The 13,023-nt window shown below is 42.8% G+C and carries 10 protein-coding genes; 8 read left to right on the plus strand and 2 right to left on the minus strand.

Annotated elements, in window-relative coordinates; all coding sequences use genetic code 11:
• Nucleotides 1–454 precede the first annotated feature (454 nt).
• From treY to RM049_RS13345, 3 genes are all read left to right on the plus strand, one after another.
• The gene (treY, locus tag RM049_RS13335) at nucleotides 455–3,253 is read left to right on the plus strand and encodes a malto-oligosyltrehalose synthase (protein WP_322704483.1); all 2,799 of its coding nucleotides are present in this window, start codon (nucleotides 455–457) and stop codon (nucleotides 3,251–3,253) included.
• Between the two features lie 102 nt (nucleotides 3,254–3,355).
• Nucleotides 3,356–4,867, plus strand: a complete 1,512-nt coding sequence (locus tag RM049_RS13340) for a trehalase family glycosidase (protein WP_322704484.1) — start codon at nucleotides 3,356–3,358, stop codon at nucleotides 4,865–4,867.
• Nucleotides 4,868–4,996: 129 nt separating this feature from the next.
• The gene (locus RM049_RS13345; RefSeq protein ID WP_322704485.1) at nucleotides 4,997–5,617 is read left to right on the plus strand and encodes a Uma2 family endonuclease; all 621 of its coding nucleotides are present in this window, start codon (nucleotides 4,997–4,999) and stop codon (nucleotides 5,615–5,617) included.
• Nucleotides 5,618–5,750: 133 nt separating this feature from the next.
• Here the strand turns inward: RM049_RS13345 and RM049_RS13350 are convergent, their stop codons facing one another.
• Entirely contained in the window at nucleotides 5,751–5,903 is a 153-nt protein-coding gene (locus RM049_RS13350; protein WP_194041182.1) for a hypothetical protein, read from the minus strand.
• Between the two features lie 454 nt (nucleotides 5,904–6,357).
• Between RM049_RS13350 and RM049_RS13355 the strand changes: the two genes are divergently transcribed.
• From RM049_RS13355 to RM049_RS13370, 4 genes are all read left to right on the plus strand, one after another.
• Entirely contained in the window at nucleotides 6,358–7,767 is a 1,410-nt protein-coding gene (locus RM049_RS13355; RefSeq protein WP_322704486.1) for a nicotinate phosphoribosyltransferase, read from the plus strand.
• Nucleotides 7,768–7,858: 91 nt separating this feature from the next.
• Nucleotides 7,859–8,458 (plus strand): nicotinate-nucleotide adenylyltransferase, encoded by a 600-nt coding sequence (locus RM049_RS13360; protein WP_322688617.1) that lies wholly within the window; start codon nucleotides 7,859–7,861, stop codon nucleotides 8,456–8,458.
• A complete protein-coding gene (locus tag RM049_RS13365; protein ID WP_322704487.1) occupies nucleotides 8,419–9,165 on the plus strand; it encodes an NUDIX hydrolase in 747 nt (248 codons plus the stop codon). The genes RM049_RS13360 and RM049_RS13365 overlap by 40 nt, the downstream gene beginning before the upstream one ends.
• 105 nt (nucleotides 9,166–9,270) lie before the next feature.
• Nucleotides 9,271–10,989 (plus strand): NAD+ synthase, encoded by a 1,719-nt coding sequence (locus tag RM049_RS13370; RefSeq protein WP_322704528.1) that lies wholly within the window; start codon nucleotides 9,271–9,273, stop codon nucleotides 10,987–10,989.
• A 138-nt stretch (nucleotides 10,990–11,127) separates the two neighbouring features.
• On the opposite strand, the gene RM049_RS13375 is transcribed toward RM049_RS13370, so the two are convergent.
• Nucleotides 11,128–11,379 (minus strand): YgiT-type zinc finger protein, encoded by a 252-nt coding sequence (locus RM049_RS13375; RefSeq protein WP_322704488.1) that lies wholly within the window; start codon nucleotides 11,377–11,379, stop codon nucleotides 11,128–11,130.
• Nucleotides 11,380–11,728: 349 nt separating this feature from the next.
• On the opposite strand from RM049_RS13375, the gene RM049_RS13380 reads away from it, so the two are divergent.
• Complete coding sequence (locus RM049_RS13380; RefSeq protein WP_322673949.1) at nucleotides 11,729–12,622, plus strand: peptidoglycan-binding protein; 894 nt, start codon at nucleotides 11,729–11,731, stop codon at nucleotides 12,620–12,622.
• Nucleotides 12,623–13,023: the final 401 nt, after the last annotated feature.

The following is a 13,023-nucleotide window of genomic DNA, read 5'->3' on the forward strand; positions in this document are numbered from 1 at the left end:
CATAAAGGCTTAAGGTTCGAGCATTAAGGCTTAAGGTTCGAGCATTAAGGCTTAAGGTTCGAGCATTAAGGCTTAATGTTTGAGCATAAAGGCTTAATGTTTGAGCATAAAGGCTTAATGTTCGAGCTAAAAGGTTGTTTGAATAATGGTTGGCTGCGATCTTAGGTCACTTATCGATCTCCCCTAACCCCCCTTAAAATTTACCCCACCCTAACCCCCTTTAAAATTTACCCCACCCTAACCCTCCCCTTGTAAAGGGGAGGGAACTAGATTAGATTTCTTGTTTCCCCCCTTTACAAGGGGGGATTAAGGGAGGTAACACCTTTTTGCTACCGAGAAGAGGACTTTTCAAACATCCTCTAAAAGGTTCAACGTTTAACCTCAAAACCTCATCTTCCACCCTGCGGGAAGCTAAAGCTACATCCCCCTTACTCCCCACTCCTACTAAAAAAATATGCGAATTCCCACCGCCACTTATCGAATTCAGTTTACACCTCAGTTTGGCTTTGACAACGCCAAAGCGATCGCAGCTTATCTAGCAGATTTAGGTGTTTCCGATTTATATGCTTCCCCCATTTTCAAAGCACGATCCGGGAGTACGCACGGTTACGATATAGTAGATGCGACTCAACTTAACCCAGAACTGGGAACTAATGAGTCCTTTGATGCATTAGTTGCTGAAGTTCAATCTCTTGGTATGGGCTGGTTACAAGATATTGTGCCCAACCACATGGCCTATAGCAGCGAAAACGATTACTTGATGGACGTATTGGAACACGGCCCAGATTCCAGCTATACCGATTACTTCGATCTTTCTTGGAATGCTCCCTTTGGCGATCGCCAAGAGCGAATTCTGGCTCCTCTGCTCGGAGATTTCTATGGTACATCCCTGGAAAACGGACACATTCAACTGCAATACGAACAAAACGGTTTAACCGTCAACTATTACAGCTTAAAATTGCCACTGCGGCTAGAATCTTATACAAAATTTATCAGCCATAATTTAGGTAAACTCACGCGCACACTGGGACGCAATCATCCCGATTTTATTAAACTATTGGGGATTCTCTACATTCTCAAAAGTGTGCCCTCAGAAGTTGCCGGAAAACAGCGACAAGACCAAATCGCATTTATTAAAGGATTGCTTTGGGAACTCTACACCACAAATGATACCATCCGCGAGTTTATTGACGAAAATCTCCAAACATTCAACGGAGAACCCGGTAATTCCGAAAGCTTTAACCTCCTAGATGAATTACTGAACGACCAGTTTTACCGCCTCGCCTTCTGGAAAGTTGGCGCGGAGGAAATGAATTACCGTCGTTTCTTTACTGTCAATGAACTGATTTCCGTTAAGGTTGAAGAAGTGCGGGTTTTTAATAATACCCACAGCCTCATTCAGAAACTAGTTGAAGAAGGCAAATTTACTGGTTTACGGATTGACCATATTGATGGACTTTATAACCCAATCCAGTATCTCGAAAGACTGCAAGAAAAGATGGGAGATGTTTATATCACCGTCGAGAAGATTTTAGAACTCACCGAAGAGTTGCCGGAAAACTGGAAGATTCAAGGAACATCTGGATATGACTTTCTCAACTATGTAAATGGCGTATTTTGTCAAACAGAAAATGAATCATCCTTCGATAAAATTTACCAAAACTTTATCAGTTCCAGAGCAGATTATGACTCAGTAGTGAAGGATAAAAAGCACCTGATTTTGGAAAAAAATTTAGCAGGTGATATTGACAATCTGGCTCTTTTGTTAAAGAACGTTTCCAGCAAATATCGCTACGGCAATGATTTTACACTGAATGGATTAAAAAGAGCGATCGCCGAAGTTTTGACACTGTTTCCAATTTACCGCACCTACATTACGCCCGATGGAATTGGAGAAAGCGATCGCGCTACCATTCAAGAAGTAATTAGCCAAACCAAAGAACAAGTGCCACTGTTGCAGAATGAACTGACCTTTATTGAAAAGTTAATGCTGCTAGAGTTTGATAATTCTCTGACTCAAACAGAACGCGAACAGTGGATATATTTTGTCTTGCGAATGCAGCAATACAGCGGCCCGCTAATGGCCAAAGGCGTAGAAGATACCACATTATATGTTTACAATCGGTTGCTGTCGCTGAATGAAGTCGGCGGAAATCCCGGCCACTTTGGCATCGAATTAGCCAAATTCCATGCCTTTAACAAACAGCACCAAGCAACCTGGCCTCACACAATGAACACCACAGCCACCCACGACACCAAGCGCGGCGAAGATGTGCGGGCAAGGTTGAATGTCCTCTCAGAAATCCCCGATGAATGGGATCAGCAGGTAAATACCTGGAGTGCCATGAATCGAGGACATCGTAGCCATCGCCACGGGTTTGCGATGCCCGATCGCAACGACGAGTATTTTCTCTATCAAACCCTAGTAGGGGCGTTTCCCTTTGCCGAACACGAACATGCATCCTTCGTGGAACGGGTGAAAGACTATATAATAAAAGCAATACGAGAAGCGAAGGTGCATACAGCCTGGTTACGACCTGATAGTGAGTATGAAGAAGCTTGTACCTCCTTCATTGGGAAAGTACTCGATCCTGCTATATCCGGGGAATTTCTAGAAGCGTTTCGTCCATTTCAACAGCGAATTGCAGAGTATGGGATATTCAATTCCCTTTCCCAAACTTTACTGAAGATTACCGTACCTGGCGTACCCGATTTATACCAGGGAACGGAACTTTGGGAACTGAGTTTAGTCGATCCAGATAATCGCCGTCCTGTGGATTTTGAACAGCGACGTACTTACTTAAGCACTATCCGCGAACAGGCAAAAACAGACATTTTGGGACTAATTCAGGAGTTACTAAACGACAAAACAGACGGCAGAATCAAACTGTTTTTAACGGCTCAATTACTCCAAGCCAGAACAAACTATGTCTCATTATTCCAGGACGGCGATTATTTACCGTTAGAAGTTCAGGGAACCTACGCCAATCATATTATCGCCTTTGCACGGCGGGAGGGGAATCAAACAGCGATCGCGATCGCGCCCCGCTTTTTAACCAGCCTCATCCAGCCAGGAGACAATCCTTTAGGCGAGTCAGTTTGGCAAGATACGCATCTGCAACTACCCCCTGGAACTTCCCCTACTTGGAAAAACGTCCTAACTCAGCAACCCTTACAAGCTACAGAAACCCTATCAATCGCAGCAGCCCTCACCCATTTCCCAGTTGCCCTCTTAATTAGCACTGCCGAGTAAAAACAAAAATCTTGTCCCACGCAGAGAGAACCCTGTAAAACCTCAGCGTTCCTCTGCGTTTCCCTTGGCGTTCCTTTGCGTTAAAAAAACAATTCTGTAATTATGACCCCAACACTTACCACAGCACAGATAGACGCTGTGCGCCTCCACATCAAAAAAACGTGGAAAACTTTAACGCGATCGCACGAACACTTATTACAATCTGCCAAGGATACCAAACTAGACCATAAAACAGAAACTCCCTGGATTGTCTACATTTCCCCTTCAGAAGATTGTCCCAACATTCAGACTGTGTTGGAGCGATCGCTATCTCCAAAAGATATGCAACAGCTAGAAATTCGCACTTTGCCAGCAGAAGCAGAAGCGATTAAAGAGCATGGGTTACTATACCTACCAGGGCCTTATGTCGTACCAGGTGGTCGCTTCAACGAAATGTATGGCTGGGACAGCTACTTTATATTGCTAGGACTTTTGCACGATGGAGAATTGGAGCTAGCACAAAGTCAAGTCGATCAATTGTTGTACCAAGTACAACATTACGGCATTATTCTCAACGCCAACCGGACTTATATGCTGTCGCGATCGCAGCCCCCTGTCCTAAGTATGATGGTCTTGGCGTTATTCCAGCACACCCAAGATGAAGAGTGGTTAAAAGCAACCGTACCTCTGTTAGAGCAATTTTATTATTACTGGGTAGTACCGCCCCACCTGAATGCTGCAACCGGCTTATCCAGATTTTATGCCTTTGGGGAAGGCCCAGCGCCAGAAGTTTTGTTTTCCGAGCGAGATGAAGAGGGAAAAAGCCACTACGATCGCGTCAAGGAATATTACCAAACCTTTGAGGTTGAAGATTACGATGTCAATCTTTACTACGATCGCGAAAATGACAAACTGACCAATCTATTTTACAAAAGCGATCGCACCATGCGCGAGTCTGGTTTTGATATCACCAACCGATTTGGCCCTTTTAGTGCTGATATTCTCCACTACGCTCCTGTGTGCCTCAATAGTTTCTTGTATCAGGTGGAACAAGACATGGCGCAAATTAAGCATATTCTGGGGAACGAACAATTGGAACAAAAATGGAGCAATCGCGCAGATATCCGCCGCGATCGGATCGATCAATTTCTCTGGGATGAAGAACAAGGATTATATTTCGACTATCATTTCCAGAATGGAAAACGCCGCCGCTACGAATTTGCTACCACGTTTTATCCTCTCTGGCTGGGAATTGCTTCTCCAACTCAAGCCAAACGCGTCGTAGAAAATCTCTCTTTGTTTGAAGCCCCAGGCGGAATTTTTACCAGTACTCGTGTCACCGGCAATCAGTGGGATGCTCCCCTTGGCTGGGCACCATTGACATTAGTTGCAGTCCTTGGACTTCACCGCTATGGGTATCATACAGAAGGCGATCGCATTGCCAACAAATTTTTAGCTATGGCAGTTAAAGAATTCGAGCGTCACAATACTTTAGTTGAGAAATATGATGTTGAACGCTGTTCTGCCAACGTTTCCGACGAAATCTGCTTTGGATATAGTTCTAACGAAGTTGGTTTCGGCTGGACAAATGGAGCGATTCTGGAACTCTTAGCGATCGGCGATCGAAAAGTTTAAAGTCAGAATTCAGGAATCATGAATCAGAATTTAGAATATAGAAGGAATCTAGTATGATTGGCATATTTATTCATTCAATATTCTCCTGACTCCTGAATTCTGAATTCTGACTCCTAAGGAATAATCACAATGGTTCAATCAGCTTCAAAAGTTCTAACCGTTGATGAATTTATTAGCCATTACGGTGAGTGCGATCGCTATGAACTAATTGATGGTGAATTAATCGAGATGGAACCAACCGGGCCACACGAGCAAGTATCTGCATTGATTGGGCGAAAGCTGAATGTAGAAATCGATCGTCAGGATCTAAGCTACTTTATTCCCCATCGCTGTCTAATCAAACTCTTAGGAACAGAAACAGCTTTTCGTCCCGATGTGATTGTGTTAGACCAAACTCAATTAATTAATGAACCATTATGGCAACAACAACCTGTAATTACATTAGGGAACTCAATAAAACTGATTGCTGAAGTTGTCAGCACAAACTGGCAAAACGATTATGCCCGTAAAGCCGAAGACTACGCCCTGTTAGGAATTCCTGAATATTGGATTGTTGATTATTTAGGTATCGGTGGCAGAGAATATATTGGTAAACCCAAACAGCCAACGGTGACAATTTGCAGCCTAAGAGAGGATGAGTATCAAAAACAATTATTTCAAAATAACGATCGACTTATCTCCTTAATCTTTCCCAACTTGCAACTAACGGCACAACAAATATTTTCGGCTGGACAATCTGTTATTAAGTAGTTTATGTCAAGCGCAACGCAACTATAGCAATCCTATTTGATTGCTTCTCCACCGAGAAAATCAGATCCCCGATTTATTGAAGAAGTCGGGGATCTTTTTGTTCATAAATATTTTTCACATACCGGATCGGCATCTACCAATTATCATCTCTATCTTCGTCGTAAGGCTCACCTGTAAAAGGTTGTACGCCAACAGCAGGATAAGCATCATCCGTAGGGCCAAAAATCCGCATTGCAGCTTCAGAAATATACTGGGTTATGTTCGCAATGATTTTGGAAATATCCATAATATTGGACTCCTTCTTTTTGAGTCGCTTTAATGGTGATGCTTATACTCTAATCCTAATACTCAAACCTTGCTCATATTCTCAATATATTGAGAATATATGCAATCTTTATTCAGATAACTTTGCAATACTTTAGCTTGTCAAAAAGTCAAACTTTTCTCTTCGATTCTAATTGTAACATAGTTGTTTCTTTCAACCCATTTGGGAAAAGAGCGAAGCAAAACAAACTTTCTCTGACTGGATATTATTTCCCTTGGTTAGCCACCCGCTCTGATTAACATTATTGCTAGCCATTACTATTAAAAAATATTAAGTATTTGATGAAGTTAGTATTAAGCTACCGATAAATCTACTGTTCTACGGCAATCTCAGACAATATACTTGCAGGGAGTTGACATTATTTATGGTAAATATTACCATAAATAAAAGAAGCATCTTGTAAGGAAGCTCTTGCATGACCACTTTGCCAGATTTGGACTATGTATATAAACAGCAAAGCCAGCAGAACCCGGAACTTAACCTTTCTGCCGATGACTACAGCTTGCTGACCGACCTTTACCAGTTGACGATGGCAGCTTGTTACACAGGCGAAGGTATAGAACAACGACGGGCAAGCTTTGAATTGTCTGTCAGACGGTTGCCAGAGGGTTTTGGTTATTTAATTGCAATGGGGCTGACGCAGGCATTGGAATATTTAGCCAAAATCCGCTTTAGTTTGGCGCAAATTGCAGCATTACAGGCAACGGGAATTTTTGCTCACGCAGGCGATCGCTTTTGGTCGCTTTTAGCTGAGGGAAAGTTCACGGGTGATGTTTGGGCAGTACCAGAAGGGACAGCCGTGTTTGCCAATCAACCACTGTTGCGGGTGGAAACACCCCTTTGGCAAGCGCAACTAGTAGAAACTTACCTGCTGAATACGATTAATTACCAGACTTTGATTGCCACAAAAGCAGCCCGGTTGCGGGATGTAGCGGGGGAGTCAGCAACACTTTTAGAATTTGGCACCAGACGAGCATTTAGTCCCCAAGGGTCTTTGTGGGCAGCACGGGCGGCGTTGGCAGGTGGGTTAGATTCCACTTCCAATGTGTTAGCAGCGCTACAACTGGGACAAAAGCCAAGTGGTACGATGGCACACGCCTTAGTGATGGCATTGTCAGCAATAGAAGGCACTGAAGAACAAGCTTTTAGTGCATTTCATCGCTATTTTCCGGGTGCGCCATTACTAATTGATACTTACGATACCATTGCTGCTGCCCAGCGCTTGGCCGAAAAAGTAAATTCCGGGGAAATGCAATTAACAGGAGTGAGATTGGACTCAGGAGATTTAGTTACCTTATCAAAACAGGTGCGATCGCTCCTTCCCGGTGTGCCAATTTTTGCTAGTGGCGACATAGACGAGTGGGAAATTGCCAGATTAAAAGCTGCTGGAGCGCAAATTGATGGTTACGGACTGGGAACGCGACTAGTTACAGGTTCGCCTGTCAATGGAGTTTATAAACTTGTAGACATTGATGGCATCCCAGTCATGAAGCAATCGAGTAGTAAAGTTACTTATCCAGGACGCAAGCAGATTTTTCGCTCGTTTACGGGAGGTAAGGTAAAAGCAGACAGGTTGGGACTCTTAGATGAAATTGCTTTGGATGAAGAACCTTTGTTGCAGTTGGTAGTGCAAGAAGGTGAACGGATACAGCCTTTGGAGTCGTTGACAACAATTCGTCAGCGTACCGCCGCCTCAGTTGCGAGTTTGCCACAACAAACACGGCGTTTGCACGATCCTGTCTCGGTGCAGGTGGAAATTTCTGAGGGGTTACGGGTGTTGACTGAAGAAACTAAGAAACGTAGACGCACCAGCGGCTTGCCGTAGGCTACCGCAGAGGCACAAAGAACACAGAGGTAAGAAGTACTCTTTCAGTCTGTCTTAATTACGAACTACGAATTACGAATTACGAATTATTATGAGAGTTGCTTTGTTTGGAACTAGTGCCGATCCGCCAACTGCTGGACATCAAGAAATTCTAAGTTGGTTGTCTGAGCGTTATGATTGGGTAGCGGTTTGGGCGGCGGATAATCCATTTAAGTCTCATCAAACACCCTTAGAACATCGGGCGGCAATGCTGCAACTGTTGATTGCAAATATAGACGCACCACGGCACAATATTGCTTTGGAACAAAAATTGAGTAGTTTCAGAACGCTGGAAACAGTGGAAAAAGCCAAGCTTACTTGGGGTGAAGAGGCTGAATTGACATTGATCGTTGGTTCAGATCTACTGACTCAGCTACCACGTTGGTATCGCATTGAAGATTTGTTACAGGAAGTGCAACTACTGATTGTACCGCGACCCGGATATGTAATAGATGAGTCTAGTTCAGAGGTAGTGCAAAAGCTGGGAGGGAAAATAGCGATCGCTAGTCTGACTGGTCTAGATGTTTCCTCAACAGCCTACCGCGAACATAGAGATCCCCAAGCCCTCACAGCCCCTGTAGTTGCCTATATTAATCGAGAGCATTTGTACGAATGCCAGGACGTTCACCAAAAAAGATACCAACTCCGTTAAACCAACAACCTTTGGCCGATTTCAAGGTTGGTGTGGATAATGTAATTTTTTCTGTAGATACTGTACAAAATCGGCTGTTAGTTCTACTAGTAATGCGGCAGCAAGAACCATTTTTAAATCATTGGAGTCTTCCCGGTACTTTGGTACGTCCAGGAGAGTCTTTAGAAGATGCCGCTTATCGCATTATGGCGGAGAAAATTAAGGTCAATAATCTCTATTTAGAACAACTCTATACATTTGGCGGGCCAAATCGCGATCCACGGGAAGCAACTGATAGTTATGGTGTGCGTTATTTATCAGTTAGTTACTTTGCCCTAGTGCGATTTGAAGAAGCCGAATTGATTGCCGATCGCATGACTGGCATCGCTTGGTATCCGGTAAAACAAGTACCGCAATTAGCTTTTGACCATAACGAAATTCTGGCTTATGGGCACAGGCGATTGCGAAATAAATTAGAGTATAGTCCGGTGGCTTTTGAAGTCTTGCCAGAAATGTTCACCTTGAATGATTTATATCAGTTATACGTCACAGTTTTAGGTGATAACTTTTCCGATTATTCTAATTTTAGAGCGCGTCTACTCAAGTTAGGTTTTTTATGCGATACCGGAATTAAGGTATCACGGGGCGCTGGCCGTCCAGCTAGTTTGTATAAGTTTGACGCAGAAGCTTTTGCTCCCTTAAAAGATAAACCTTTAGTGTTTATTTAACCAATCTCTACCCCAAGTCAAGAGTTAAAAGTCTTAAGTCCAGAGTAACTTATGACTCCTGACAAATGACAAATGACCAATGACCAATGACCAATGACAAATAATATGAAAATTGCGATCGCTCAAATTAATCCGACAATTGGTGATTTGCTTTTAAATGCCCAAAAAATCCTGGAAGCGGCACAACGAGCAGCATCTAGCGGTGCGCGTTTGTTGCTGACACCAGAACTTTCTCTATGTGGCTATCCACCAAGAGATTTATTATTAAATCCTAGTTTTGTGGAAGCGATGGGCATCACTTTACAAAACTTGGCTGAGGATTTACCACCAAATTTAGCTGTGTTAGTAGGAACTGTTGAATCGAATATCAAAGCAGATATTAGTGGCGGTAAAAATTTATTTAACAGCATGGCTTTGTTAGAAAATGGCACAGTCAAGCAAGTTTTTCACAAGCGACTTTTGCCTACTTACGATGTCTTTGATGAACGCCGTTATTTTGAAGAAGGCTTGCAAGCCAATTATTTCACTCTCGATAATATCCATATTGGCGTAACTATTTGCGAAGATTTATGGAACGATGAGGAATTCTGGGGCAAACGTAGTTATGCAGTAAATCCGATTGCTGACTTAGCAATTTTGGGTGTAGATTTAATTGTAAATTTGTCTGCTTCCCCCTACACGGCTGGTAAGCAACAGTTTCGTGAAACCATGCTTAGGCATAGTGCAATACGTTTTCAACAACCAATGATTTACGCTAATCAGGTTGGCGGAAATGACGATTTAATTTTTGATGGACATAGTTTTGCCTTAAATCGTCAAGGTGAAATTATGTGTCGCACTCGTGGTTTTGACACTGATTTAGTAGTAGTAGAATTTGACGATAAGCAACACGATTTACAGTTGGGTTCTGTAGAACCAATGTATGAATCGGAAGATGAAGAAATTTGGCAAGCTTTGGTTTTGGGAGTGCGAGATTACGCTCGTAAGTGCCGCTTTTCTAAAGTAGTGTTGGGTTTAAGTGGCGGGATTGACTCGGCCATAGTAGCTGCGATCGCCACGGCTGCACTTGGTAAAGAAAATGTCCTCGGTGTTCTCATGCCTTCCCCTTACAGTTCGGAGCATTCGATTAGCGATGCTGTGGCGTTAGCCGAAAATTTGGGGATTAAGACTAATCTTTTACCAATTGGCGAATTAATGCAAGGCTTTGATCGCACTTTAGATGATTTGTTTGCGGGTACAGAGTTTGGACTGGCTGAAGAGAATATTCAATCTCGGATTCGCGGTAATTTATTAATGGGGATCGCCAATAAATTTGGCTATCTGCTTTTATCTACCGGTAACAAGTCAGAAATGGCTGTGGGTTACTGTACTCTCTACGGCGATATGAATGGCGGTTTAGCAGTAATTGCAGACGTACCTAAAACCCGTGTGTATTCACTTTGCCATTGGTTAAATCGCCATAATGAAATCATCCCGGAAAACGTCTTGACTAAAGCACCCAGCGCCGAACTCAAACCAGGCCAAGTGGATCGAGACTCTCTACCGCCTTACGAAATTTTGGACGATATTTTGCAACGCCTGATTCACAACCACCAATCAGCAGCACAAATTGTTGCAGCCGGTCACGATGCGGTAATTGTAAACCGAGTAATTCAAATGGTGGCGCGGGCTGAATTTAAACGGCGACAAGCACCCCCCGGTTTAAAAATTACCGATCGCGCCTTTGGAACCGGTTGGCGAATGCCAATTGCTAGTAACTGGGTTGGTGTCAAAAATGCTTACCAGACTAAAACCACAGCTACACCTAACCTTAGTTTGTTGTGATGGACAAAATGCTCATCCACAAATCAAGTAATTAGTTATCAAACCTCTTCCTACTTTAAACTTTTATTAAAGTCTGTCCTTCTCCGAGGCGAAGAGGGACAGGTTTTACATTCTTCGTTAAAAGTCGTGTGATTTATCCTAAGCAGCAAAGTCATACACTGGCGTTTCAAGAATACGAACAGGCTGCTGTTGGTTGTAAATAATCTGCTGCAAGCGTTCTACAGTAGAGGGAGAGAAAAATTGTTCTCCTGTCTCTGGATTCACCCGCGCAGGTACATTTTCAATTAAGTAAAATTTGCCATTCATCTCTAGCGTGTAAGTTACTGTTTGTTCTACTAGTGTTTCATTCGAGTTACTGCTCATCATTGCTTCTCCTTCGGGTAAAGTCATTGTTCCAGAGGTTGGAGTCAGGCTCGTAAACGGTAATGATTTTGATTAATGGGCGAGAGGGATAGCTACATTGAAGGTGAAATTGTCTAGTTAAAAGGGCGTAAATCTAGCTTGTCGGAGACATTGCTCAACCTCTGAACTCGAACCATATTACCGAAAAAAATTTAATAGATGTCGCCAATAAATAGTTTTTTCTTCAGTGTAATATCTGTGAATTTTTGTGTGCTTAATCATAAATTAATAGTAAAAATTGTGACATCATCTTTTAGTCAATAGTATAGTTTCAAACAACATCAATTTTAAAAATGATGTTTATACTTAGAAGTAAGTAAATGAAAGCAGGTGCATAATGAAACTACAAGATTTCTTGGGAAAAGATGAGAAATGGTCATTTGATGCGATCGCAGAAGATGCAGACTTGGCTCGTCAGATTCAGATATTGTTAATCGGCTTAGGTTTGCTGGAACCTCCAGCCGATGGTAAATTTGGCCCTGTTTCTGTCATATCTCTCAAAAAATTTCAAGAATTAATAAAGACTGAAGAGAGTGGTTTTTTAGGAGCAGTCACAGCCAAGAAACTAATCGAAACCAAAATAGACGATCTTCCTCAACCCCCCTTAAAACTAGGCAATGACATCGCTAGTAAGATTGTGAAATATATGTTAGCCAAAGGTTATCAAGTATTTACCAATCCCAAAGAATACAATATTGTTTATGTAGAGGGTATCAATGGAGACTGGACTCTCAACAGTGATACACCCAATCAATTTAACGATCGCCGGATTGTAATTGAAGTAGTAAATGGTGTTCCCAAAATCGTAGATCACTGGGAAGCTACTACAGAACCAGGGAAGTACTACACTTACAATCCGATGAATCCCAAAGGAGCAGCTAGGATTCAGTTTGGACAATACAAAGCTTGGGCTGTGGGTACTCACGGTACAGCCGAGCCTCATGAAGCATTAGTGCAAGTTGGAGATATAACAGTTTGTAGAGATTTCAACCAAGATTTTAAACGGACTGGCGACAAACTTGATACAGGTGATAATTTTTATGTGAATCAACACTACGGCTTTGATTTCCCCCGAAATGATATTCGCCTTGCTAGTGCAGGTTGTTTAGTGGGACGTAGCCGTGAGGGACATAGAGAGTTTATGGCAATTATTAAACAAGACCGACGTTATGTCGCTAATCGCAAATATACTTTTTACACTACCGTCATTCCTGGAGATGATTTACTGTAAACGTTTACAGGATGAGGTAATGATTAATTAGTAGCATTCATTAGACCTGCCTTGAAAATAAGGCAGGAGGCAGAAGGCAGGAGGCAGGAGGAAAAGACATTTTCATTGTTCCTTGTGAGCGCAGCTCATGAAGTTTCTTGCAAAAATCCTTGAATCACGCCCTACAGTGTACACAACAAGTCTAAAATAGCTGAAAAACCCAAGGTTTTACACCACCCTAACCCTTCCCTTATAAAGGGGAGCCACTGCGTTGGACGGGTTTCCCGGCTTGAAGCAAGTGGCGTGAGGGAACAAGATTTCTCGTTCCCAGTCTCCGACTGGGAATGCATTCATTGAGTCTCTGACTCAATATCTCACTGGAGGCAGAGCCTCTAAATCAGGCATTCCCAGTCGGAGACTGG

Origin of the sequence: Nostoc sp. DedQUE04, assembly GCF_034530995.1 — a bacterium.
GTDB lineage: Bacteria > Cyanobacteriota > Cyanobacteriia > Cyanobacteriales > Nostocaceae > Nostoc.